Consider the following 22,877-nt stretch of genomic DNA (forward strand, 5'->3'; position numbering starts at 1 on the left):
GCAAGGTTCTTGTGTTGTGTTGCAGTGGCATCTTATGAGTGAGCAGGATTCACATAAAGTCATTCAAAATTACTTCATTCGTAAATCAAACACACTAATCAACCACAAGCCCATGGACGCTTTTTCCGACTTGCGGTTCTTTGCACTGCTGATGAAGGAAGGCAGCCTCGCGGCTGCCGCCCAGCAGATGGGCATCACTCCGCCGGCCGCCAGCAGGCGCCTTGCGCAGCTGGAACGGCGGCTGGGCGTGCGGCTGCTGCGCCGCACCACCCGACGCATGAGCCTGACGCCCGAGGGTGAGACCTACCTGCTCGACGGCGCGCGCATCCTCGGTGACCTGGATGCGCTGGAGCGCACCGTGGCTGGCGCGCGCAGTTCGCCACGCGGGCTCATCAAGCTGGCAGCCACGCTGGGTTTTGGCCGAATGCACATTGCCCCCGCCCTGTCGGCGTTTGCACGCGCCTACCCCGAGGTGGAGGTGCAGTTGCACCTGACCGACCGGCCCGTGAATCTGGTGGAACAAGGCTTTGACGCCGCCGTCCGATTTGGTGACCTGCCGGACTCACGCCTCACGGCCCGCAAACTGCTCGCCAACCGGCGTGTGCTGTGCGCATCTCCCACCTACCTTGCCCAGGCAGGCGAGCCCGTGCAACCGGCAGACCTGCTGGCCCACCAGTGCATCGTGATTCGCGAAAGCGACGAGACCTACGGCACCTGGCATCTGCGCCAGGGCGAGCGCCAGGAGACGGTGAAGGTGCGCGGCATGCTGAGCACCAACGATGGCGCAGCTGCCACCACCTGGGCGCTGGAGGGCCACGGCGTGCTGATGCGATCCGAATGGGACGTGGCGATCCACCTTTCTGCAGGCCGCTTGCTGCGCGTGCTGCCAACATGGTCGCTGCCGGCGGCCGATGTGACGCTGGTCTACCCCACACGCAGCGATCTGTCGGCCAAGATGCGCGCGCTGACGGACTTCCTGCGGGAGTGGTTCTCGGCACCGCCGCATGCATGAAGGCCCGCAGGCCGAAGTCATCGCGCGGGCCAGGGCCACGGCTTGAGATTTCTGCGGCTGTGCCGATAACACAGCATGCAGATCTCAAGTGCAACCCCTTCGACGGGCACAGCGTCCAGCGCCAGTGCAGCCAGCAACATCAACAAGCTGCAAAAGCGGATGCGCGAACTGACCGACGAACTGCGCAACGTCGCCGGACAGGACATGGAGCCCAAGGCCAAGCAGGAGAAGGTCAAACTGCTGCAGGCCCAGATCCAGATGGTGCAGCAACAGATAGCAGCCATCCAGCGCCAGATGCAGCAAGAGCAGATGGACCGAGCCCAGGCACAGCAACAAGCCAAGGCCAGCCAGCAGCCACGATCCACCCCGGTGAACAAGCCGCAGAGCCTGCCGGGGTTGGGAGAGTCGGTCGATACCTTTGCTTAGTGCTATGGCACTGCGCGAAGACATGCTGCGGAGCGTGCAGTCTCACGCAGTTTTGGAGAACGGCTAGGGCCTGTTCATCAAGGTCAGCGTGGCAAACGGCAGGTGGTGCATCAGCTCGCGCAACACCAGCAGCGTGCCCGCAAAGACAGGATCCTCCAGCAGGCCTTCGTGTGCGGCGGGGCGCCCTTCGGCCACAGCGGCCAGGCGGTTGAAAAGACGCTCCATGGCCTCCAGCGTCAGCACGCGCTGGGCCCCCGGCGGTACGCCCGCCAAGGTGGCCAGGTCATGCAACGCCGCATCTGCAGACCATGGGGCCCACACCTGCTCGCCGGGCAACAGGCCTTGCAGTTGCTGGTGTCCCACATGGACCTCATCCTCCACTGCGGCAATGGCGTTCTCCAGTTCCAGAGGTGTGGGCACGGCATGGCGGAAAAACTGGCGCGCCGTGCGCTCGCCACCCAGCGGCAGACTCAGCCGCACGGACGGCATGGGGGTATCTGCCCCCGCAGCCCAGAGCACCTGGTGAGGCCCCAGGTGCAAGCCACAGCTCCATGCACCCGGCAGGCCGTTGCGCCGCGCCTGCTGGTAGCTGCGTGTGGCCGGGTCGTCGGCAGCAAGACTGTGTTGCTGCGCCTGTGCCGAGGCGGCAGGGAGCGCAGAAAGGGATGGAGAGCTGGGATGGTTCACGGGACCTCCTTGACAACATGACGGCCGAACGCAGGAGGGGTGGAGAGGCCCCACTGCCGTTGCCCTGCAGCACTCTAACCCCGCACGGTGCAGGCTGCATGCATACATCGGTGACAACGCACAGGACATGCGGCACGCGGGCTGCTCAACCCCCACGCTACGGCGACAACGACCCGACAGGGACACCAGACCCGCCACACCGCCGACACCGGGCGCCAGCGCCTTCCTACACCGGGCGCATTCTACGGTCCCTACAGTCGGTTGCGAGAAGAGGGACACAGCCAACGCGCTGGCCCCAACACCAGAACCCACACACAGGAGAACCCGCCATGCAAGCCATCCGCACCGCACCTCGCCGCTCCCCCTGGCCACTCATCGTGGGCGCGGCTGCGTTGATGGGTGTGCTGGTGCTGTCAGCGTGCTCGACGCCACGCACACCGGATGGCGTGCAACCCGTCACGGGCTTTGACGTGGACCGGTATGCAGGGCACTGGCACGAGCTGGCGCGCATTGAAAACTCATTTGAGCGGGGGCTGACCCAGGCCAGCGCCACGTACAGCCGCAACGCGGACAACACCATCAAGGTGGTGAACCGAGGGTACGACCCGGTGCGCAAGCAGTGGAGAGAGGCTGAAGGCCGGGCAGAGTTTGTGGACAGCCCCGACCGGGCCGCACTCAAGGTGTCGTTCTTCGGACCGTTTTATGGCGGCTACAACGTGGTGGCGCTGGACGAAAACTACCAGTGGGCGATGGTGGTGGGCTCCAGCACCGACTACCTTTGGGTACTGTCACGCACACCCACCCTGCCCTGGCATGTGCGCGAACACCTGATGGAGCGCGCGAAGGCCCTGGGGGTGGATGTGAGCAAGATCGTCTGGGCGCAGCCCGGTGCAGAGCAACATGCGCGCCGGGTGGCGGTCAGGACCTGATGACAGCGCGGCGGGGCCTGAAGGCTTGCGGCGCCCAGTCAACAGCTCGGCGCCGACGGCATCAGATCATCAAAAATGATAGCAACCAGTACATGTTGCACTAGCGCCTGCGGCAGATTTGGCCTGAAACTCACCCACCAGGCACTGTGGCGGCAGCTACCAGCCGCTGGGTGTACGGGTGCTGGGGGGCATCCAGCACATCGGCCACGCTGCCACTTTCTAGCACCGCGCCGTCCTTCATCACCACCACATCGTGCGCCATGGCGCGGATCACGTCCACGTCGTGGGTGATGAGCAGGTAGCTCAGGCCCTTTTCTTTTTGCAGGCGCTGCAGCAGGCCCAGCACCTGCTGCTGGATGGTCACATCGAGCGCGCTGGTGGGCTCGTCCAGCACCAGCACCTGGGGCTGCACGATCAGGGCACGCGCAATGGCCAGCCGCTGGCGCTGGCCACCGGAGAATTCATGCGGGTATCGCTCGAGCAGACGCGGGTACTGGGCCTCGGCCAGGCCCACCTCGTTCAGCGCGGCCTCGACGCGCACGCGGCGCTGGGCCAGGGTCAGTGTGGGCTCATGCACCTTCAGGCCCTCGCCCACGATCTCTTCGACTGTGAGACGCGGTGACAGCGATGAGAACGGGTCCTGGAACACCACCTGCACCCGGCGACGCAGCTGCTGGTTGGCGGGGGTGTTGCGCGTGGCAGGCTGTTGCCACGCCTGCCCTCCCACCTGCAACTCACCTGCGTATGGCAGCAGCCCCAGGATGGCCTGTGCCAGCGTGGACTTGCCCGAGCCGGATTCGCCCACTACGCCCAGCGTCTGGCCGGGCAGCAGTTGCAGCGTGGCACCTTGCACGGCCACAAACTCGCCCTTCTTGAACCAGCCCCTGATGCCCGGCAATGGCGTGGGGTAAACCACGCGCAGATCCTGTGTCTGCACCACCAGCGCAGTGCCTGCGGGTGGGTCGGCCTCGACCACATCGCGGCGCGGCTGGCTGGCGATCAGGCGACGGGTGTAGGCATGCTGGGGCGCGCCGAACACCTCGGCCACTGGCCCCTGCTCTACCAGCCCCCCCTGCTCCATCACGGCCACACGGTCGGCAAAGCGGCGCACCAGATTCAGGTCGTGCGTGATCAGCAGCACCGCCATGCCCGTCTGGCGCTGCAAGTCGCTCAGCAGGTCCAGGATCTGGCCCCGCAAGGTCACGTCCAGTGCGGTGGTGGGCTCGTCGGCCAGCAAGAGCTTCGGCGCGCTGGCCAGGGCCATGGCGATCATGGCGCGCTGGCGCTGGCCGCCCGAGAGCTGGTGTGGAAAGCTGTTGGCGCGGCGCGCGGGCTCGGGAATGCCGGTTTGCGCCAGCAGCTCGATGGCGGCTTGCGCGCACTGGGCGCCGGTGAGCCCCTTCTTGAGCAACAGGATTTCGGCGATCTGCTGGCCTATCGTCATCAGCGGGTTGAGCGCGGTCATGGGCTCCTGGAACACCATGGCGATGTCGCCGCCGCGCACGCCGCGCATCTCGCGCTCGGTCATCGCCAGCAGGTCGCCCCGCCCTTGCAGCAGGGCCTGGCCGGTGATGGCGGCATTGCCCGCCAATCGCAGCAGGCTCAACGCCGTGATGGTCTTGCCCGAGCCGGACTCGCCCACCAGTGCCAGCTTTTCGCCCGCAGCCAACGTGAAGTTGACGCCGCGCACGACCTCTTTGGAGCCGAAACGCACATGCAAGTCGTGGACGCTCAACAGCGGCAGACCCGCAGCCGAGCCGCCGCCGGGCCGCCCCAAGGCGGCGAGCGCCCCCTCGGAGGGCAGCGAGGACACGCCAGTGCCGAGCGTGGGGGCCGTCATTGGTCTGCCTTTCGCGGGTCGAGGGCATCGCGCAGCGCGTCCCCCATGAAGGTCAGCAACAACAAGGTGACCACCAGCACGCCGAAGGTGGACAACGATATCCACCACGCATCAATGCTGTTCTTGCCCTGGCTGAGCAACTCGCCCAGCGAGGGCGTGCCAGGCGGCACACCCAGGCCCAGAAAATCCAGCGATGTGAGCGCCAGGATGGCCCCGCTCATGCGGAAGGGCAAAAACGTGACCACGGGCGTCAAGCTGTTGGGAAGGATGTGGCGCCAGATGATCTGGATATTGCTCACCCCCAGGGCGCGCGCCGCCTTCACATAGTCAAGCTGGCGGTTGCGCAAGAACTCGGCCCGCACATAGTCCGACAGCCCCATCCAGCCAAACAGGCTCAGCAAGATGAGCAGCAGCGCAATGCTGGGCGCGAATACCGCGCTGAAGATGATGAGCAGATACAGCTCGGGCATGGAGCCCCAGATTTCGATGAAGCGCTGAAACGCCAGGTCGGTCTTGCCGCCAAAAAAGCCCTGGATGGCGCCGGTGAGCATGCCCAGCAACACGCCTGTGATGGTGAGCGCCAGACCAAACAGCACACTCACGCGGAATCCGTACAGCAGCTGCGCCAGCAGATCACGTCCGCGGTCGTCCGTCCCCAGCCAGTTGTCCGCTGTGGGCGCCGAGGGGTTGGGTGCCTTTGCGAAGTAATTGAGCGTGTTGGGGCCGTAGGGGTTCAAGGTGTAAAGCGCCCAGTTGCTGCCAGCGGAGAGGCGCTCCTTGATGAAGGGGTCCAGGTAATCGGTTGGTGTCTCGAAGTCTCCGCCGAAGGTCTTTTCGGGGTAGTCCTTGAGCATGGGGAAGTAGGTTTGCCCCTCGTAGCGCACGATAAGAGGCTTGTCGTTGCTGACCAGCTCGGCACACAGGCTCACCAGCACCAGGGCGCAGAAGATCAGCAGGCTCCAGTACCCCAGGCGATTGCGCTTGAAACGCAGCCACGCGCGGCGGGAGGGCGAGAGCGAAGGCGATGCGGGAGCAGAACTCATCAGGGCCATGGGTTCGTTCGGGCTAGTCAAACTTCACGCGCGGGTCCACCCACACATAACAAAGGTCGCTGACAAGCTTGGTGACCAGCCCGATCAGCGTGAACAAATACAGCGTGCCCAGCACCACGGGGTAGTCGCGGCGGATCACGCTCTCATAGCTGAGCAGGCCCAGGCCATCGAGCGAGAACAGGGTTTCGATGAGCAGCGAGCCCGCAAAGAACGCACCGATGAAGGCAGCGGGAAACCCGGTGATGATGGGGATGAGCGCGTTGCGGAACACATGCTTCCACAGCACCTGCCGCTCGCTCAGGCCCTTGGCACGGGCCGTCAGCACGTACTGCTTGCGGATCTCTTCGAGGAACGCGTTCTTGGTCAGCATGGCCGTCACGGCAAAGCTGCCCAGCACCATGGCGATCACCGGCAGCGTGATGTGCCACAGATAGTCCACGATGCGCGCACCCCAGGACAGCTCGTCCCAGTTGGCCGAAGTGAGCCCCCGCAGCGGAAACCACTGCAGCTGCCCGCCAAAGATGACCAGCAACGCCACACCCAGCACAAAGCCCGGAATGGCGTAGCCCAGCAGGATGAGCAGCGTGGTCACCAGGTCAAACCGCGACCCGGCCCGCACCGCCTTGGCCACGCCCAACGGCACGGCGACGAGGTAGCTGATGAAGAAGGTCCAGAGGCCCAGGCTGATGGAGACGGGGAGCTTTTCACGGACAAGGTCCCAGACGGCTTTTCGTTGATAGAAACTCTGCCCCAGGTCAAACCGTGCAAACGACCACAGCATTTGCGCGAAGCGCTCATGCGCGGGCTTGTCGAACCCGTACAGCGCCTTAATTTCCTCAAGTTGCTTAGGGCTCAACCCTTGGCGGCCACGGTAATCCCCTCCCGCCCCTGAACTCGGCGAAGCGCCCTCCCCACCAGAAGAGCGCCCCTGCAACTGCGACACCAGTTGCTCCACCGGCCCGCCTGGCACAAACTGGATGACCACAAACGTCAGCAGCAGCACCCCCAGCAACGTGGGCACCATCAACAAGATGCGTTTGAGTATGTAGCTGAACATGCTGTGAGACCCTAGCGGTTGGTTGGCGAAGCCCACCACGTGGCGGCAGCCCAAGAGTCCGGCTGGTAATAGGGGGGAATTGTCGGGGGCAGTACAAAACCTGCGGGCCGATAGCCTACAAAAAACTCATCGCTATACCACTGCGGGATCGAGTAGTAGCCGTGCGACAAAACGCGATCAAGCGCGCGCATCGCGGCAGACACGTCAGCTTTGGTCTTGGCTGAGAGCACTGAGCGAATCAGGCTGTCCACCGCAGGATCTGCAATCCCCCACATATTGGCTGAGCCAGGCGTCACGGCGGCTTTGGAGCCAAAGTACTCAAAAAGATCGCTGCCTGGAGAATTTCGCCCAGGAATGCGAAGGCTGCCCAGCTCGAATTCAAACTCATCCATTCGCTGCTGATAGAGAGCCCCATCGACATTGCGTATCTTTAGATTGATACCCAGCTTTTTCAATGCAATCTGCATGGGACTGACCAGCCGCACCGAGGATGGCTGTGCGTTCAGGTACTCCATCTCGAACGCCTCACCTTGCGCGTTTCTCAAGGCTCCATCACGGTAGACCCACCCGGCCTCCGCAAGCAACTGTTTGGCTTGGCGCAGGTTGTCCCGCAAGCTAGATGGAGGCAGAGTGCTGGGTGATCGCAAAGCTGGGCCAAAAACATCGGGGGTTAACTTGTCGCGCAACGGCTCTAGCAAAGCCATTTCCGCAGGCCCCGGCAACCCAGACGCGTGGAAGTCACTGTTCGGAAAATACCCCTCCACCCGCTTGTACAAGCCATAAAACATCTGTCGATTGAGCCATTCGAAATCCATCGTTAAAGCAATGGCCTTGCGAACTCGAATGTCCTTGAACTTGGGATCTCGCAGGTTGAATGTGTAGCCCTGAAAGTCACCAGGGTTGCGGTGCTCGAAAACCTGCTTCTTGACTGCTCCAGAGTCGAACGCTTTGCCTTTGTATTGACGCGCCCAGTTTTTAGAAATGAATTCCCGCTTCAAGTCATATTCGCCCGCTTTGAGCCCTTCAAAGCGGCTGGTGTCATCGAGGTAAAGCTTGTAGGTAATTCGGTCGAAGTTATATTGCCCTTTACGCACCGGCAAAGCAGCACCCCAATAACTTTTGTCACGAACATAAGTAATATCGCGCCCCAATTGAGCACTGGATGGCCGATAAGGTCCCGATGCAATCGGTAATTCTGTGATGACAGCATCAAAAGGTTTTCCAGCCCCCCACTTCCGACTGAAGACCGGCACACTTCCCGCCAGCAGCGGGAGTTCTCGATTGGAACTTGCGAATTCAAATTTGACCAAGCGCTCATCCAACGCTCGGACCATCTTGATATCCCCAAAGATCGTCTTGAACTGCGGCGATGCCTGCTTGCTCATCAGGGTGTTGAAAGAATGGACCACATCGGCGGCCATCACTGCGGACCCATCGCTGAATCGCGCTTCCTTGCGAATGCGGAAGGTTGCTGACAGGCCATCCGACGGCACCTCCACATCTTCTGCGAGCAAGCCATACCCTGTAGATGGCTCCTCCGAATTACCGGTCAATAAGGACTCGAAAACCAAATCCAACATCCCTGCAGGCGGGGTTCCTTTCAAAGTGAACGGATTGAATTTGTCGAAGTTGGTGACCGCGATGGGCGGGACCAAGCGTATCTCGCCTCCCTTCGGAGCGTCGGGATTGACATAGTCAAAATGGGTAAAGTCAGGCGGGTACTTCACGTCGCCAAACTGTGAATAAGCATGTGCGGCCCAAGAGGTTGGGCCAACAACAATGCCACACACAGCACACAGCACCGTGCGGGCCCAGCGAGAACAGACTGCTACAAGGCGCATGCGACAATTCTGCACTACGTTCGCAGGGGCTTGCAGCCAAAGCCGCATATCCACATGCACCGGGCGCCAAGCCTGCATTCCGCTATTCCACAAGGAGATTTCACATGGGTTTTCTGACCGGCAAGAAGCTGCTCATCACGGGCGTGCTGTCCAACCGCTCCATCGCCTACGGCATTGCCAAGGCCTGCCACGAGCAAGGCGCCGAACTGGCGTTCAGCTACGTGGGCGAGCGCTTCAAGGACCGCATCACCGACTTTGCGGCCGAGTTCAACTCCCAGCTGGTGTTTGACTGCGACGTGGCCAGCGACGAGCAGATCGCGCGGATGTTCGCGGATCTGTCGCAGACCTGGCCGAAGTTTGACGGCTTTGTGCACAGCATCGGCTTTGCACCGCGCGAAGCGATTGCGGGCAACTTTCTGGACGGCCTGAGCCGCGAAGGCTTCCGCATTGCACACGACATCAGCGCCTACAGCTTCCCGGCCATGGCCAAGGCGGCCCTGCCCTATCTGAACGACAAGTCGTCGCTGCTGACACTGAGCTACCTGGGCGCGCTGCGCTCCATCCCCAACTACAACACCATGGGTCTGGCCAAAGCCAGCCTGGAAGCCAGCGTGCGCTACCTGGCAGAGGCCGTGGGCCGCACCGAAGACGGCCGCAGCATCCGCGCCAACGGCATCAGCGCAGGCCCCATCAAGACGCTGGCTGCCAGCGGCATCAAGGACTTTGGCAAGCTGCTCAGCCGCGTGGCCGATGCCTCGCCCCTGCGTCGCAACGTCACGATTGAGGACGTGGGCAATGTGGCGGCCTTCCTGCTGTCGGACCTGGCCTCGGGCATGACCGCCGAGATCACCTATGTGGATGGCGGCTTCAGCCAGACAGCGGGCCTGAGCGCCGACCAGGTGTAAATCCTCACCAGGGCTACACGCTCACTACGTAATTGGCTTCTAGCGCACATAAATCATGCGCTAGAAGCTATTTTTTTGATAGCACCACCCAATCTATGCTCCGCAGACACTGGCTGGCCTGTATGGGCCTTGCACCCCTGGCGGCACTTGCAATACCCCAGGCCTGGGCCGCCGATGCACCCGCCCTGTTGCTGGCCAATGTGTACCGCCCCGGCATGCGGCTGGCGGACTACTGGGTGAGCGAAAAATACGATGGCGTGCGCGGCTTTTGGGACGGCCACACGCTGCGCACGCGGGGTGGTGAGACCGTGGCGGCCCCGGCATGGTTCACTGCCGGCTGGCCTGAAACTCCCATGGACGGCGAGCTGTGGGCAGGACGCGGCCGGTTCAGCCACGCCCAGTCCACCGTACGCCAGCAGCAGCCGGACGATGCCGCATGGCGCGAGATGCGCTTTATGGTGTTTGACCTGCCCGCCCATGGCGGCACGTTTGACCAGCGCCTTCCTGCACTGAACAAGCTGGTCGAAGCGCTGGACCAGGCTTGGGTGCAGGCGGTGCCACAACAGCGTGTGGCGAGTGACGCCGCACTCCAGAAGTTGCTACTGCGCACCGTGCGTGCGGGTGGCGAAGGACTGATGCTGCACCGTGGCGCATCGATGTACCGCGCAGGTCGCAGTGACGATCTCATCAAGGTCAAGACCCACGAAGACACCGAGGCCCGTGTGGTGGCCCATCTGCCCGGCCAAGGCCGCCACGCGGGGCGGCTGGGTGCCCTGGTGGTGGAGATGCCTTCGGGCCAGCGGTTCCGGCTGGGCGCAGGGTTGACCGACGCCGAGCGCGATCACCCGCCGCCCGTGGGCAGCTGGGTGACCTACCGCTTTCGGGGCGCCCACGACAGCGGAGTGCCGCGCTTCGCGAGTTTTGTGCGGGTGCGAGAGGACATGCCGCCGGTTCGCTGACGGGGCCACAGCAACCCCTGACTTAGCTCGGCCCGGCGATGCACCGGCCATGCACGGCAGGCAGGCTGCAGTTCCCATCAGCTGCGCAGTCAGTTCGGCAACAGGACCTTGTCCACCACGTGGATCACGCCGTTGGACTGGTACACGTCGGCAATCCTCACCGTCGCCGTACCGCCCTTTTCGTCCGTCACCATGACGGCATTGCCGCTGGCCTTGGCGGTGAGCGTACCGCCCGCCACCGTCTTGAGACTGGCCATGCCTTTGCCGTCAGCAATCATCTTGGACAACGCAACAGCGTCGTACTTGCCCGCTACCACGTGGTAGGTGAGCACCTTGGTCAGAGTGGGCTTGCTCTCGGGCTTGAGCAGCGTGTCCACCGTGCCGGCGGGCAATGCGGCAAACGCCGCATTGGTGGGCGCAAACACGGTGAACGGACCAGGGCCTTTCAGCGTCTCCACCAGGCCAGCCGCCTTGACCGCAGCCACCAGGGTGGTGTGGTCCTTGGAGTTCACGGCGTTGTCGATGATGTCCTTGCTGGCCAGCATGGGCGCACCGCCCACCATGACCTGTGCCGCGGCAGGCACTGCGGCAGCGGCCATGGCTGCGGTGAGGGCGATGGTGGCAAGGCGGGCGTTGAATCGAAGGGTCATGGGAATCTCCTGAGAGGTGTGTGAAGACAGTCGTCACCGCATGAAAACCACGCGGCTGACAGTCAATACGGCAGCACCACAACAGCGGATTCAAATGCACAAAAAAATCGCTCCGCCAGCCATGCCGGGGGAGCGATTTTCGAGACGCTGGTGCACCCACACACCAGCGCGAAGACGTTCTTACACGTTGCGCCCGTACGGGCCGTCGTCGCCCACCTGCACCAGGTTCTTGGCGGTCGCCAGTGGCTTGGGGTTCTTGCCGGTCTTGCCTTGCTCTGCCACGCAGTCCGCGTAGTAGCGCACCTGGCCGTTCTCGTCTTCCACTTCCACCAGGCCGTGGATATCGGTCTCAAAGCCCGGACACAGCTTGGCGAATTCGCGCGCGAACTTGAGGTAGTCCACGATCTTCTTGTTGAACACCTCGCCCGGGATCAGCAGCGGAATGCCTGGGGGGTACGGTGTGACCAGGCCCACAGTGATGCGGCCTTCCAGGTGGTCGATCTCCACGCGCTCGGTGGTGCGGTGCGCAATGTGCGCGTACGCATCCGAGGGCTTCATGGCGGGCGTGAGGTCCGACAGGTACATCTCGGTGGTCAGGCGCGCGATGTCGTACTTGGCGTACATCTCGTGCACATGCTGGCACAGGTCCTTGAGGCCCATGCGTTCGTAGCGCTTGTGCTGCTGGCAGAACTCGGGAAGGATGCGCCACATGGGCTGGTTCTTCTCGTAGTCGTCCTTGAACTGCTGCAGCGCAGTCAGCAGCGTGTTCCAGCGGCCCTTGGTGATGCCGATGGTGAACATGATGAAGAAGCTGTACAGGCCCGTCTTCTCCACCACCACGCCGTGCTCGGCCAAGTACTTGGTCACGATGGACGCGGGGATGCCAGTCTTGTCGAACTTGCCGTCCAGGCTCAGGCCCGGCGTGACGATGGTGGACTTGATCGGGTCCAGCATGTTGAAGCCGTCAGCCAGCTGGCCGAAGCCGTGCCACTTGCTGCCCTTCTTGCTCTTGCTGTCGCTGCGGATGATCCAGTCTTCTGCGCGACCAATGCCCTCGTCGGTGAGCTTTTCAGGGCCCCAGACCTTGAACCACCAATCGTTCTTGCCGAACTCTTCTTCCACCTGGCGCATGGCGCGGCGGAAGTCCAGTGCCTCCAGAATGCTTTCTTCCACCAGCGCGGTACCGCCGGGCGGCTCCATCATCGCGGCGGCCACATCGCAGCTGGCGATGATGCTGTACTGAGGGCTGGTGCTGGTGTGCATCAGGTACGCCTCGTTGAACAGGTGGCGGTCGAGCTTGGTGGTCTGCGAGTCCTGCACCAGCACATGCGATGCCTGGCTGATACCGGCGAGCAGCTTGTGGATGGACTGTGTGGCGTACGTCACCGAATGTTTGGGGCGCGTGCGCTTTTTGCCCATGGCGTGGTAGCTGCCATAGAACGGGTGGAACGCTGCGTGCGGCAGCCAGGCCTCGTCAAAGTGCAGGTTGTCCACATAGCCATCGAGCATGCCCTTGATGGTCTCAGTGTTGTACAGCACGCCGTCGTAGGTGGACTGCGTGAGCGTCAGCACGCGGGGCTTGACCTTCTTGGCATCCACGCCTTTGAGCAGCGGGTTTGCCTTGATTTTGGCCTCGATGGCCTTGGGCTCGAACTCGCTTTGCGGGATGGGGCCGATGATGCCGAAGTGGTTGCGCGTGGGCTTCATGAACACCGGGACGGCCCCGGTCATGATGATGCTGTGCAGGATGGACTTGTGGCAGTTGCGGTCCACCACCACCACATCCCCGGGCGCCACAGTGTGGTGCCACACCATCTTGTTGGATGTGGACGTGCCGTTGGTCACAAAGAAGCAGTGGTCGGCATTGAAGATGCGCGCGGCGTTGCGCTCGCTCTCGCCAATGGCGCCGTTGTGGTCCAGCAGCTGGCCCAGCTCTTCCACCGCGTTGCAAACGTCGGCGCGCAGCATGTTTTCGCCGTAGAACTGGTGGTACATCTGGCCCACGGGGCTCTTCAGGAACGCAACGCCGCCGGAGTGACCGGGGCAGTGCCAGCTGTACGAGCCGTCTTCGGCGTAGTCCAGCAGCGCCTTGAAGAACGGTGGCTGCACGCTCTCCAGGTAGCTCTTGGCCTCGCGGATGATGTGGCGCGCCACGAATTCGGGGGTGTCCTCGAACATGTGGATAAAGCCGTGCAGCTCGCGCAGGATGTCGTTGGGCAGGTGGCGGCTGGTCTTGGTCTCACCGTGCACATAAATGGGCACTTCGGCGTTCTTGCGGCGCACCTCGCCAATGAAGTTGCGCAGGCTCAGCACGATGGGGTCCAGCCCTTCGCCCTCGGAGAATTCTTCATCGTCGATGGACAAGATGAAGGCACTGGCGCGGCTTTGCTGCTGCGCAAACTGCGAGAGATCGCCATAGCTGGTGACCCCGACCACTTCAAAGCCCTCGGCCTCAATGGCCTGTGCAAGCGCACGAATGCCAAGCCCCGAGGTGTTCTCGGAACGATAGTCTTCATCGATGATGATGATGGGAAAGCGAAACTTCATGCGCAGCCTCCAAGGAGCCGTGGCCTGCCCGGCCAAAAAACGAAATAGGCGCGAAGTGTAAGGAATAACGTTGACGCGCCTTTGAACTGCCATCCTTTTGACCCAGAATGTGGTGCACTAAACACAACCACACAAGGAGGTTCTACATGGAGGCATCCACCATCTGGTGGCTGGCAGCAGGGGCCGTGGTCGTCGCAGAACTGCTCACCGGCACGTTCTATTTGCTAATGGTGGCCTTGGGGCTGGTAGCCGCCGCCGTGGCCGCCCACCTGGGGCTGGCGTCCGCAATGCAGATGGTGTCTGCCGCCATTGTGGGCGGCGGGGCTGTCGTGGCCTGCTACCTGCTGCGGAGAAAGCGCCCCGGCGATCCGTCTGCACGTGCGGACCGCAGCGTGAACATGGATGTAGGCGAAACCATCCTCATCGAAAGCTGGAGCCCCGACGGCACCACCACCGTGAAGTACCGGGGCGCCCAATGGACGGCTATGCACCGCCCCGGCGTCACCCCGTCTACTGGCATGCATCGCGTCGCCGAGCTGGTGGGCAACCGCTTGCTGGTGGACCCGCTGTAAACACCGCAGACTCCCTGTCGATACCCAAGAAAGGCTTCCCATGGAAATTGCCATCGTCATCCTGATCATTGCTGTGATCTTCATCGCCCGCTCGGTCAAGGTCGTGCCCCAGCAAAACGCCTGGGTCAAGGAACGCCTGGGCAAATATGCGGGCACGCTGACCCCCGGGCTGAACTTTCTGATCCCCTTTGTGGACAAGGTCGCCTACAAACACAGCCTGAAGGAAATTCCGCTCGATGTGCCCAGCCAGGTCTGCATCACGCGCGACAACACGCAGCTGCAGGTGGACGGCATCCTGTACTTTCAGGTCACCGACCCGATGCGCGCCAGCTATGGGTCGAGCAACTACATCATGGCCGTGACCCAGCTGGCGCAGACCTCGCTGCGCTCGGTCATCGGCAAGCTCGAACTCGACAAGACCTTCGAAGAGCGCGACATCATCAACGCGCAGGTGGTGCAGGCCATCGACGAAGCCGCTCTGAACTGGGGTGTGAAGGTGCTGCGTTATGAAATCAAGGACCTGACCCCGCCCAAGGAAATCCTGCACGCCATGCAGGCCCAGATCACTGCGGAGCGGGAGAAGCGCGCACTGATCGCTGCGTCTGAGGGGCGCCGCCAGGAGCAGATCAACATCGCCACGGGCGAACGCGAGGCCTTCATCGCCCGCTCCGAGGGCGAAAAACAGGCCGTCATCAACAAGGCCCAGGGCGAAGCCGAATCCATCAAGGCCGTGGCCGAAGCCAACGCCCAGGCCATCGAACGCGTGGCCGCAGCAATCCGCCAGCCCGGCGGCGAGCAGGCCGTGCAGCTCAAGGTGGCTGAAAAAGCCGTGGATGCCTACAGCCAAGTCGCGTCAGACGCCACCACCACCCTCATCGTGCCCAGCAACATGACCGAGGTGTCGGCGCTGATCGGCTCGGCGATGAAGATGGTGCAGACATCCAACAAGGCAGGCTGACAAAGCGGCGGCCCACTGAAATTTTCAGGCGATACCGATCAGTGACCGGAATGCACCCAATCCTGTGGCTATAATAGAGGGCTTCGGAGAGGTGGATGAGCGGTTTAAGTCGCACGCCTGGAAAGCGTGTGTGGGCTAATCCCCACCGCGGGTTCGAATCCCGCCCTCTCCGCCACATATCAACCCAGGTGATTCCGGTCACCTGGGTTTTTTGTTGTGGGGGCTGGCTTTTTGCGCACAGGACCCCGGCGCTTTGGGCTGAACATCAACGACTGTGCGCCCCGCTCGGCGCATGACAGTGTCCGCGACAGCCATGGCCATTCATGTCAACGACCCAGCGATTGCGGGGCTGGGGCTGACCTCCAGCGTGGTGCGCAGGAGCACGCCGGGTGCAGTGCCCACACTGGACCTGCAGGCCATACAGGTCCCAGGCTGGTCTACCACCATGCCAGGGATGGCTGCGAACACTGCCAGGCCAGCGATACGCCCGCCATTCTGAGAGGGCTGGCGCGGGCGCCGGTCAAAAAGCTCATGGTGGTCCATGGCGGCGCCAACCCCCATCGGTGATGAGTGTGCAGGCCAACATTGGCCCGGCTTCATTGGCATCGAGCAGGAAGCCATTGCCCAGATCACCGCGTGGATTCAGACGCCCGCGCCCTGATCTATGCATGCCGCGATGACCGCTGGACGGCTCTACAGGAGCCCTCTGCAGTCCGTCCGCTTGGCACTCCATCCGCCTCCCACTCAAGGCCCTGAACCGGACCTCCGGACGCTGGCAGGGCGCGGAACGTTTCTGGCAGGTTTGTAAAGGCAACAGGCCGTAACAGTTGCCCATGGAGCCCTGTTATGGCACTTGTCTTACACGCGGAACTGCGGCACTTTGCTGAAATCCTAGCCAGCAGCCATTGAGGTTGCACCGGGAGGTCATTGCGGCCCCCACCCCTTTTTCAAAAGGACTTCACCATGAAACGCCATTCCTTACCGCCGGGAGCGCGCGCGTTGATAGCGTTCATCGGAACCGTGGTGCTGGCAGTGCTGGCGGCGGTGTCATTGCTGATGCCGGACGTGGCCGTGCAGTCTGTGGATTCGATGTCGCACGGGCTTACCGGGCTCGACCAGATTTTGTCCACCAGCTTTCTGGACCACTGAGTTGTGATGCGTGCAGGAGTGGCTGGCGCTGCGCTGCAGCGCGTGTGGGTCCAAACAGCAACACAGTAGCAAAAAGCATAGCATCGGGGTACCATTCGGCGCTGCACACCGGGACTTTTCGGTGGCATTCTGGAATGGAGGACGATCGTGACCACACGTTTTCGCATCTCTGCAAACCGTTTTTCCTTGATTCACTCCCCGAAATTCTGGGGTTCGATGGTGTTGCTGGCCGCTGTGGCGGGCTGTTCCAGTCCCCGCGACAACGCCTTGGACGAGTTCTCGCGCTGGTACGACGGTGCCAGGGCCCAGGCCCAGGCAGGGGCCATGAGCTGGAGCGAGCTTTACAAGCAAAGCTTTGACCGCCTGACCGCCCTGCCCCCCTCCCTGCAACAAGACACACGTCTCGAAAACACGGTGCTGCTGCTGTCTGTGGCCCGCAAGCTGGAGTCCAACGAGATCAGCCCCCAGCAGTTCGCCATGGAGCGAGACGACATCGAGACCCAGTTGCAGGCTCGCCTGCGCTGACGAAGCCACCAGCAGCGGCAATGCAGCTTCTGGCGGCCTGGTCAATGGCTTGAGGCGGTTGCTGAAGCAACTGGGGCGGCTTTTTTGCCCCGCCCCGGCTCGTTACCTGCCGACTCCCTAGCATGGCGGCCAACGCTATCGAGACGTAGACCCCGACTGCTCCACCACCCCCACGCGACGGCGCAACGCATCGGCTGCCGCAGTGTCCCCGGTAGCCTCTGCCCTTTGCACCTGCAGCAGCAACCATGCCATCAGCGGCCTGCGCCAGCCCTGTGCCGACGCGGTATCGGTGGCTGTGGCGATGACTGCCGGGCTGGCGTGCCCCGTCTGCAACAACACGCCCGCCGCCACCAGGCGCGAAAGGGGGTCGGCAATGCCCGCCAAGCTGGCAGCGTTGCCTGCCGTGGCGACCGCACGCTGCGCCGGTGGCAAGAGAGCCACCTGGCCGGCCTGCACGCGGCCCGCCAGATAGTCTGCGTAGGCCTGCTCGGGTGCGGCGGCATCGGCGCGCAAGGCCTCAAAACGCTCGCACGGTTCGGTGACCAGACTCGCCATCTGGGCCGCGCAGCGCATCAGCTCCACGCGCGCCAGCAGATCGGGGCGACCCGTGCGCGCCACTTCGGCGCGGGCCCGGTCCCATTCGAGCTTCTCCACGCGCGCGTTGCCGGACAGGTAGGCCTCGATGGCCTTCTGGGACGCGCCCTGGGCGTTCATCTGCCAGTCAGGCACCGGGGGTTGGCTGGAACACGCAGCCAATGCGAAGGCACAGCCGATGGACAGGAGCCGCAATGCAGCCCGCAAACGAGGTGCAGCAGAGGGGTTCATGGCAGCTTCAGCTCCGTGTCGCGTGCAAAGGGCCATTTGCGGTTGATCTCGTTGACCAGGCTTTCCACCTTGCGCAGATTGCTTTCCACCTCGGCGCGCAACGCGCCCAGGTCCGTCGTGGCTTCGCGGGCATTGGCGCCAATGGCCTGGGCCTCCACCAGCACGGCATCCACCTTCTTGAGGCTGGTGCGGGTGTCGGACAACAAACCATTGAGCTGGGCCACGGTGGCACGCACCTCAGGCACCAGCGCGTCCTTGTTGCCCTCGCTGCCAAACACCTGTTTGTCGGCGCGGGCGGCCATGCCGTCCAGGCGCGCCAGCAGCGCGTTGGTGCGCTCCAGCGTGGCCACAATCTTCTTCGCATCGGCTTCGTTGCCCATCAACACGCCCAGGGCGCCGCCGGGCCCGTTCAGGCGCTCCGTGAGGGCCTTGACGTTGGTCAGGGTGTTGCCCAGCGCGGCGTCGGGCGACGTCAGGGCGTTCAGGTTGGTCAGCAGCTCGCGCGCGGTGGCCATGAGCTGCGGGATCTCCGCCGTGGCATCTCCGCGCAACACCGGCCGCACGGCACCATCGGGCAGTGCGGGGTCGGTCAGGATGCCAGAGTACGCCCGGATGTTGGTGCCCCCCACCAGACCGCGTACCAGCGTGAACACGCTGGACTCGCGCAGCCAGTGCGCGTCCTTGCGGGGCACGTCCACCAGGATGCGGGCATTGCCCGATTCGGCCAGCTCGATGCGCCGCACGCGGCCAATGGGAAAGCCCGAGAAGGTCATGTCCATGCCCACCACCACGCCTTCGGAGTCATCGGCCGTCAGCACCAGCGTCTGCGTGGGCTCAAAAGCGCCCCGCGCATACAGCAGGTACAGGCCCGAACCCACGATGAGGGCCAGGGTGAACAACAGCAGCGCCGCAGCCTTGAGTTCCAGATAGGCCACCGGGCGCAGGGTCTCGACCGGAGGCGCGTCGGCCCCGGCGGGGCTATGCGATGGGGGAGGAGGATGGTCGTTCATGTCGTGGGTTTATGCGGGTGGGTGCGACCGGCGCGGGCCGTCAGTAGTAGTTGCCCATGAGCGAGGCCACCTCGATCAGCAGCAGCACCGCAAACATGCGGGCCAGGCCGCCCAGTTCCGAGTCGGGCTGGGTGCGTTCGCCGCTGTCATACAGCCCGGCAGCCATGGGGATCAGCGCCACGGCCAGGCTGAAGAACAGGGTCTTGAGCACAAACACCATGGTCACGCTGGGCGAAAACACCTGGCCGAACATGCGCGTGTAGCTCGGCAGCCCCGCCATGTTGAAGCCGTACACCCCCAGGTACGCCAGCACCAGCGCCACCACGCAACTGAGCGCAGCCAGCGTGACGCAGGCAAACACCCCGGCAATCACGCGGGGCAGCAGTTCGATGCGCACCGGGTCAGAGCCCTGGCGGCGCAGCGCCTCGAACCGGCCCGTGAGCCGCAGGTGCGCCAGTTGCGAGCCGTTGGGAATGGTGCAGCGCATGGCCACAAACAAGGCGGCTGTGAGCGGGATGAGCTCCAGCACCAGCACGCGGATCACCATCTCCAGCGCATAGCGCGACAGCCCGTAGCTCAGCGCCGTGACCACCACAATGCGCGTGAGCACCAGGCTGATGAGCGCCGCCAGCACCGTGAAGCCCAGCAGCACAGGCGCCGTGTCCAGGTACAGGTGCCGGGCCAGCGCGCGGCGGGTGCCCTTGCCGTAGCTGGACGGCGACAACACCAGCACCAGCACCACCGCGCCCAGGTACAGGATGCGCCACCAGGCCACCGCCCAGCGCCGCGCCGTGTTCCACACACGTTCGGGCAGGGAGAGGCCGGGAAGGCGCGAGATCATGGGCGGATCATAGCGGGGGCATGCGCCAGGGCAGCCCATGGCAGGCCTCTGGAGATATTTGGGCCATTTTCGGGCGGTAGCGTTACAAACATATGCCCAAGCAGCTATCAATTAAATAGCAAATAGCGCACACGCAGCCACGCCGTACAACAACTGCTCACACATGGCGCTTGCCCTGGCCGGGAAGGGCGTTGACGCCCACGGGCTGCGCGTCAGCCCGCGCATGCAGCGCTTCGATGATGCGGCAGGTGGCGTCCGCGCCATCACAGCGGCTGCGCAGCGCCTGCAGGTCGGCCTCCAGCGCCTGCAGCTCGGCCAGGCGGGTGCGCACATGCACCAGGTGGGCATCCAGCGTGTCGCAGGCGGCATGGCAGTCGGTCTTGCTGTCCCAGTCCAGCGCCAGCAAGGTCCTGACCTCGTCCAGCGACATGTCCATGGCGCGGCACAGGCGGATAAACCGCAGCTGGTGTACGTCGGCGCTGCTGTACAGGCGGTAGCTGTTGTCGCCGCGCGCACCGGGCGGCAGCAGCCCCTCTTTTTCGTAGTACCGGATGTTGGCGGCCGACACGCCGGACTGCTGGGCGGCCTCGCCAATCCGGAACTGTGCAGCGTGGGGATCCATGGGCTTGACCTTCAAGTGACTTTAAGGTTTCCAATGATGCCATCGCTTTCCAAAACCGCCAGGAGAAAACACCATGTCCGCCCACTGCCATCACGGCCATCACGACCACAGCGCTCCCGGCCACAGCCACGATGCCCCCGCCAGCGCAGACCCGCGCTACCGCCGCATCCTGTGGATTGCGCTCGTCGTCAACGCCGCCATGTTTGTGGTGGAACTGGGCGCGGGCACCCACTCGGGCTCGGCGTCGCTGCTGGCCGACGCCATCGACTTTCTGGGCGATGCGGCCAACTATGGCCTGTCGCTGTGGGTGCTGGCCATGGCGCTGACCTGGCGCGCGCGCGCCGCGCTGCTCAAAGGCGCCAGCATGCTGGCGTTTGGCGTGTTCGTGATCGGCCGGGTGGCCTGGGGGGTGTGGCAAGGGGTTCCGCCCGAGCCCTTCACCATGGGTGGTGTGGGCCTGCTGGCGCTGGCGGCCAACCTGGGTGTGGCCGCCCTGCTCTACGCCTGGCGCGAGGGTGACGCCAACATGCGCGGCGTGTGGCTGTGCACGCGCAACGACGCGCTAGGCAACCTGGCCGTGATGGCGGCCGCGCTGGGGGTGCTGGGCACGGGCACGGCCTGGCCCGACCTGGCGGTGGCGGCCGTCATGGCGGGCCTGGCCATCAGCGGCGGCTGGAGCGTGATCCGCCACGCGCGGCAGGAGCTGGCCAGCACCGCCGGCGTCCCCGCAGCACACGGGCACTGATCCATGCGCGTACGCCTGTCCACTCCGCTCCATGCACCGCCCGAATGGGTGGCTGCGCAACTGCAAAGCACATCAGTGTTCCGCCACATCACGGCGCCTCTGGTGCGGTTCAAGCGCCCTGGCGGCGCGCCCTGGCCCACCCACTGGTCTCCCGGTGATCTGCCGTTGCAGATGCGGCTGCTGGGGCTACTGCCCATGGGCTCGCAAACCGTGCGCATCTCCATCGAGCCATCTGCCCAGGCCGGTGCCTGGCCCACGCTGCGCGACAACGGCGAGGGCACGCTGATGCGGCGCTGGGACCACCGCATCACGCTGCAGCCGCTGCGGGGCGGCCGCACGCTCTATACCGACGACATCGACGTGGTCGCGCGCCACCTGCCCTGGCTGATGACGCCCCTGAGCGCGGCGTTTGCCCAGGTGTTCTACCGGCACCGACAACGGCGCTGGCGCCAGCTGGCGGCACGCCACGCTGCAGCACCCATGGCTGACCCCTTGCAGAGGGGGCGCGCATTCGACCACCTGCTGGCAGCGTTTGCGCGCGATGCCGGCGCACCGCCTGCCGCCCGCTGGCACTGGCTGGAGGCCGCGCACGTGCTGGGGCAGACCACGCTGTCCCTGCATTGGCGGTCACACAGCGCCATGCTGCGCTACGCCCTGCAGTTGCGCGACCTGCGCGAGGCCGGCGGACAGGTACTGCGGCTGGCACTGGTGCCCCTGGGCCACGCGCTGGCGCGGCTGCCCATCGGCAACACGGGCCGGGCGCAGGTCAGTGCGCTGGCGCCTATGGCGCCGCAGCCGCACATCACGCGGCTGATCGACGGTGCTTTGGCGGCTGCCAGCCTATCGGCCACCCAATTTCAGCCAAAAACCGATGCTGGCGCTTGAATCATATGCGCTGGTAGCTATCAAATCAGGAGTAAGCGGTTGACCGGCGCGATGGCAAGCTGGCACCCGGAAGTTGACGCACGACAAGCCCGGCATGGGGCTTGCATGGTCCAATCCCATGCCTGTGCGCCGCCCTCTGCCCCGGGGGCCGCGAGCACAGCCTTCATCCCTTTGCCCTTTGCCCATGCCATCCCGCTCCCCTGCCGCCCCCACAGCCCCCGCCCCGCTGGTCGTGCCCCACAGCCTGACGGAAGACGCCGTGGCCATCTTCACCGGGGTGCTGCTCATCTCGGTGGGGGTGGCGTTTTTCACCAGCGCGGGGTTGCTCACGGGTGGCACGGCGGGGCTGGCGTTCTTGTTGCACTACGCCACGGGCATCGGCTTTGGCAAGATCTTCTTTGTGCTCAACCTGCCGTTTTACTGGCTGGCGCTGCGCAAGCTGGGCCGGGCCTTCACCGTCAAGACTTTCATCGCGGTGCTGCTGTTGTCGCTGCTGACCGAGCTGCAGTCGCAACTGCTGCAGTTCGCGCAGTTGCAGCCGCTGTATGCCGCCATTGCGGGCGGGCTGATCACGGGCACGGGGTTTCTGGTGCTGTTCCGCCACCGCTGCAGCCTGGGCGGCGTGGGCATTGCGGCGCTGTACCTGCAGGACCGCTACGGCTGGCGCGCAGGCAAGGTGCAGATGGCGGTGGACTGCTGCATCGTGCTGCTGGCCCTGTGGACGGTGGAGCCCGTGCGCGTGGCTTGGTCCATTGCGGGCGCCGTGGCGCTCAACCTGGTGCTGGCCATGAACCACCGGCCGGGCCGCTACATGGCGGTGTAGGCCCCGGCCAAGGGCGG

23 protein-coding genes and 1 tRNA gene are annotated in these 22,877 nt (G+C 64.0%); 13 read left to right on the forward strand and 11 right to left on the reverse strand.

The genetic code is table 11. The annotated features are described in order from the left end of the window. Positions 1-112: 112 nt before the first annotated feature. Positions 113-1,012 carry a LysR substrate-binding domain-containing protein gene (locus ASD75_RS14270; RefSeq protein WP_056746571.1) on the forward strand — a complete coding sequence of 300 codons (900 nt, stop codon included), beginning with the start codon at positions 113-115 and terminating at the stop codon, positions 1,010-1,012. 75 nt (positions 1,013-1,087) lie between these two features. After that, positions 1,088-1,438 (forward strand): FlxA-like family protein, encoded by a 351-nt coding sequence (locus ASD75_RS14275; RefSeq protein WP_056746573.1) that lies wholly within the window; start codon positions 1,088-1,090, stop codon positions 1,436-1,438. 63 nt (positions 1,439-1,501) lie between these two features. Here ASD75_RS14275 and ASD75_RS23385 read toward each other — a convergent pair whose 3' ends face one another. Then, positions 1,502-2,125 (reverse strand): hypothetical protein, encoded by a 624-nt coding sequence (locus ASD75_RS23385; RefSeq protein ID WP_082565024.1) that lies wholly within the window; start codon positions 2,123-2,125, stop codon positions 1,502-1,504. A gap of 329 nt (positions 2,126-2,454) precedes the next feature. Here ASD75_RS23385 and ASD75_RS14285 point away from each other — a divergent pair, with 329 nt between their 5' ends. Beyond that, entirely contained in the window at positions 2,455-3,054 is a 600-nt protein-coding gene (locus ASD75_RS14285; RefSeq protein WP_056746575.1) for a lipocalin family protein, read from the forward strand. A 130-nt stretch (positions 3,055-3,184) separates the two neighbouring features. Here ASD75_RS14285 and ASD75_RS14290 read toward each other — a convergent pair whose 3' ends face one another. The 4 genes from ASD75_RS14290 to ASD75_RS14305 are packed head-to-tail and all read right to left on the reverse strand — an operon-like array spanning position 3,185 to position 8,844. Beyond that, a complete protein-coding gene (locus tag ASD75_RS14290) occupies positions 3,185-4,894 on the reverse strand; it encodes an ABC transporter ATP-binding protein (protein ID WP_369817492.1) in 1,710 nt (569 codons plus the stop codon). Further along, positions 4,891-5,937 (reverse strand): ABC transporter permease, encoded by a 1,047-nt coding sequence (locus ASD75_RS14295; protein ID WP_056746739.1) that lies wholly within the window; start codon positions 5,935-5,937, stop codon positions 4,891-4,893. Before ASD75_RS14295 ends, ASD75_RS14290 begins: the two co-directional genes overlap by 4 nt. A 22-nt stretch (positions 5,938-5,959) precedes the next feature. Beyond that, entirely contained in the window at positions 5,960-7,003 is a 1,044-nt protein-coding gene (locus ASD75_RS14300) for a microcin C ABC transporter permease YejB (protein WP_056746577.1), read from the reverse strand. Positions 7,004-7,014: 11 nt separating this feature from the next. Beyond that, positions 7,015-8,844 (reverse strand): extracellular solute-binding protein, encoded by a 1,830-nt coding sequence (locus ASD75_RS14305; protein WP_082565033.1) that lies wholly within the window; start codon positions 8,842-8,844, stop codon positions 7,015-7,017. Positions 8,845-8,948: 104 nt separating this feature from the next. On the opposite strand from ASD75_RS14305, the gene fabI reads away from it, so the two are divergent. Both fabI and ASD75_RS14315 read left to right on the forward strand, forming a co-directional pair. After that, positions 8,949-9,749 (forward strand): enoyl-ACP reductase FabI, encoded by an 801-nt coding sequence (gene fabI, locus ASD75_RS14310; protein WP_056064037.1) that lies wholly within the window; start codon positions 8,949-8,951, stop codon positions 9,747-9,749. Positions 9,750-9,844: 95 nt separating this feature from the next. Continuing rightward, entirely contained in the window at positions 9,845-10,708 is an 864-nt protein-coding gene (locus ASD75_RS14315) for a DNA ligase (protein ID WP_056746579.1), read from the forward strand. A gap of 89 nt (positions 10,709-10,797) precedes the next feature. Here the strand turns inward: ASD75_RS14315 and ASD75_RS14320 are convergent, their stop codons facing one another. Beyond that, a complete protein-coding gene (locus ASD75_RS14320; protein ID WP_056746581.1) occupies positions 10,798-11,358 on the reverse strand; it encodes a fasciclin domain-containing protein in 561 nt (186 codons plus the stop codon). A gap of 180 nt (positions 11,359-11,538) precedes the next feature. Beyond that, positions 11,539-13,905 (reverse strand): arginine/lysine/ornithine decarboxylase, encoded by a 2,367-nt coding sequence (locus ASD75_RS14325; RefSeq protein WP_056064046.1) that lies wholly within the window; start codon positions 13,903-13,905, stop codon positions 11,539-11,541. A gap of 146 nt (positions 13,906-14,051) precedes the next feature. Between ASD75_RS14325 and ASD75_RS14330 the strand changes: the two genes are divergently transcribed. From ASD75_RS14330 to ASD75_RS14355, 5 genes are all read left to right on the forward strand, one after another. Further along, positions 14,052-14,477: an NfeD family protein gene (locus ASD75_RS14330; RefSeq protein ID WP_056746584.1), complete on the forward strand. Its 426-nt coding sequence runs from the start codon at positions 14,052-14,054 to the stop codon at positions 14,475-14,477. Between the two features lie 40 nt (positions 14,478-14,517). Then, a complete protein-coding gene (locus ASD75_RS14335) occupies positions 14,518-15,435 on the forward strand; it encodes an SPFH domain-containing protein (RefSeq protein WP_056746586.1) in 918 nt (305 codons plus the stop codon). Between the two features lie 85 nt (positions 15,436-15,520). Next, positions 15,521-15,610: transfer RNA gene (locus ASD75_RS14340), tRNA-Ser, on the forward strand. A gap of 788 nt (positions 15,611-16,398) precedes the next feature. Continuing rightward, positions 16,399-16,584, forward strand: a complete 186-nt coding sequence (locus tag ASD75_RS14350; RefSeq protein WP_056064060.1) for a hypothetical protein — start codon at positions 16,399-16,401, stop codon at positions 16,582-16,584. 147 nt (positions 16,585-16,731) lie between these two features. Next, positions 16,732-17,109: a hypothetical protein gene (locus tag ASD75_RS14355; protein ID WP_082565025.1), complete on the forward strand. Its 378-nt coding sequence runs from the start codon at positions 16,732-16,734 to the stop codon at positions 17,107-17,109. A 135-nt stretch (positions 17,110-17,244) separates the two neighbouring features. Here ASD75_RS14355 and ASD75_RS14360 read toward each other — a convergent pair whose 3' ends face one another. From ASD75_RS14360 to ASD75_RS14375, 4 genes are all read right to left on the reverse strand, one after another. After that, positions 17,245-17,934, reverse strand: a complete 690-nt coding sequence (locus tag ASD75_RS14360; protein WP_056746591.1) for a hypothetical protein — start codon at positions 17,932-17,934, stop codon at positions 17,245-17,247. Then, positions 17,931-18,944, reverse strand: coding sequence for an MlaD family protein (locus ASD75_RS14365; RefSeq protein ID WP_056746593.1), 1,014 nt, complete (start codon positions 18,942-18,944; stop codon positions 17,931-17,933). The genes ASD75_RS14360 and ASD75_RS14365 overlap by 4 nt, the downstream gene beginning before the upstream one ends. 40 nt (positions 18,945-18,984) lie before the next feature. Further along, positions 18,985-19,785: an ABC transporter permease gene (locus ASD75_RS14370; protein ID WP_015014693.1), complete on the reverse strand. Its 801-nt coding sequence runs from the start codon at positions 19,783-19,785 to the stop codon at positions 18,985-18,987. A 157-nt stretch (positions 19,786-19,942) separates the two neighbouring features. Beyond that, the gene (locus ASD75_RS14375; protein ID WP_056746741.1) at positions 19,943-20,407 is read right to left on the reverse strand and encodes a Cd(II)/Pb(II)-responsive transcriptional regulator; all 465 of its coding nucleotides are present in this window, start codon (positions 20,405-20,407) and stop codon (positions 19,943-19,945) included. 73 nt (positions 20,408-20,480) lie between these two features. On the opposite strand from ASD75_RS14375, the gene ASD75_RS14380 reads away from it, so the two are divergent. The 3 genes from ASD75_RS14380 to ASD75_RS14390 all read left to right on the forward strand — a co-directional run bounded on the left by ASD75_RS14380 (position 20,481) and on the right by ASD75_RS14390 (position 22,860). After that, on the forward strand, positions 20,481-21,152 hold the full coding sequence (locus ASD75_RS14380) for a cation transporter (protein WP_056746595.1): 672 nt from the start codon (positions 20,481-20,483) through the stop codon (positions 21,150-21,152). A 3-nt stretch (positions 21,153-21,155) separates the two neighbouring features. After that, a complete protein-coding gene (locus ASD75_RS23930; protein ID WP_200947602.1) occupies positions 21,156-22,037 on the forward strand; it encodes a DUF3703 domain-containing protein in 882 nt (293 codons plus the stop codon). Between the two features lie 184 nt (positions 22,038-22,221). Then, positions 22,222-22,860: a YitT family protein gene (locus ASD75_RS14390; protein ID WP_056746596.1), complete on the forward strand. Its 639-nt coding sequence runs from the start codon at positions 22,222-22,224 to the stop codon at positions 22,858-22,860. Positions 22,861-22,877: the final 17 nt, after the last annotated feature.

This window comes from Acidovorax sp. Root568 (assembly GCF_001427445.1).
Classification (GTDB): Bacteria; Pseudomonadota; Gammaproteobacteria; order Burkholderiales; family Burkholderiaceae_C; genus Acidovorax; species Acidovorax delafieldii.

Excerpts from the sequence above, each read along its gene's own strand:
- fabI (WP_056064037.1), top strand. The coding sequence starts at position 8,949 with ATGGGTTTTCTGACCGGCAAGAAGCTGCTCATCACGGGCGTGCTGTCC.
- ASD75_RS14390 (WP_056746596.1), top strand. The coding sequence starts at position 22,222 with ATGCCATCCCGCTCCCCTGCCGCCCCCACAGCCCCCGCCCCGCTGGTC.
- ASD75_RS14290 (WP_369817492.1), bottom strand. The coding sequence starts at position 4,894 with ATGACGGCCCCCACGCTCGGCACTGGCGTGTCCTCGCTGCCCTCCGAG.
- ASD75_RS14275 (WP_056746573.1), top strand. The coding sequence starts at position 1,088 with ATGCAGATCTCAAGTGCAACCCCTTCGACGGGCACAGCGTCCAGCGCC.
- ASD75_RS14305 (WP_082565033.1), bottom strand. The coding sequence starts at position 8,844 with ATGCGCCTTGTAGCAGTCTGTTCTCGCTGGGCCCGCACGGTGCTGTGT.
- ASD75_RS14300 (WP_056746577.1), bottom strand. The coding sequence starts at position 7,003 with ATGTTCAGCTACATACTCAAACGCATCTTGTTGATGGTGCCCACGTTG.
- ASD75_RS14365 (WP_056746593.1), bottom strand. The coding sequence starts at position 18,944 with ATGAACGACCATCCTCCTCCCCCATCGCATAGCCCCGCCGGGGCCGAC.
- ASD75_RS14330 (WP_056746584.1), top strand. The coding sequence starts at position 14,052 with ATGGAGGCATCCACCATCTGGTGGCTGGCAGCAGGGGCCGTGGTCGTC.
- ASD75_RS14285 (WP_056746575.1), top strand. The coding sequence starts at position 2,455 with ATGCAAGCCATCCGCACCGCACCTCGCCGCTCCCCCTGGCCACTCATC.
- ASD75_RS14335 (WP_056746586.1), top strand. The coding sequence starts at position 14,518 with ATGGAAATTGCCATCGTCATCCTGATCATTGCTGTGATCTTCATCGCC.
- ASD75_RS23930 (WP_200947602.1), top strand. The coding sequence starts at position 21,156 with ATGCGCGTACGCCTGTCCACTCCGCTCCATGCACCGCCCGAATGGGTG.
- ASD75_RS14320 (WP_056746581.1), bottom strand. The coding sequence starts at position 11,358 with ATGACCCTTCGATTCAACGCCCGCCTTGCCACCATCGCCCTCACCGCA.
- ASD75_RS14350 (WP_056064060.1), top strand. The coding sequence starts at position 16,399 with ATGAAACGCCATTCCTTACCGCCGGGAGCGCGCGCGTTGATAGCGTTC.
- ASD75_RS14270 (WP_056746571.1), top strand. The coding sequence starts at position 113 with ATGGACGCTTTTTCCGACTTGCGGTTCTTTGCACTGCTGATGAAGGAA.
- ASD75_RS14295 (WP_056746739.1), bottom strand. The coding sequence starts at position 5,937 with ATGAGTTCTGCTCCCGCATCGCCTTCGCTCTCGCCCTCCCGCCGCGCG.
- ASD75_RS14380 (WP_056746595.1), top strand. The coding sequence starts at position 20,481 with ATGTCCGCCCACTGCCATCACGGCCATCACGACCACAGCGCTCCCGGC.
- ASD75_RS14375 (WP_056746741.1), bottom strand. The coding sequence starts at position 20,407 with ATGGATCCCCACGCTGCACAGTTCCGGATTGGCGAGGCCGCCCAGCAG.
- ASD75_RS14360 (WP_056746591.1), bottom strand. The coding sequence starts at position 17,934 with ATGAACCCCTCTGCTGCACCTCGTTTGCGGGCTGCATTGCGGCTCCTG.
- ASD75_RS14325 (WP_056064046.1), bottom strand. The coding sequence starts at position 13,905 with ATGAAGTTTCGCTTTCCCATCATCATCATCGATGAAGACTATCGTTCC.
- ASD75_RS14370 (WP_015014693.1), bottom strand. The coding sequence starts at position 19,785 with ATGATCTCGCGCCTTCCCGGCCTCTCCCTGCCCGAACGTGTGTGGAAC.
- ASD75_RS14315 (WP_056746579.1), top strand. The coding sequence starts at position 9,845 with ATGCTCCGCAGACACTGGCTGGCCTGTATGGGCCTTGCACCCCTGGCG.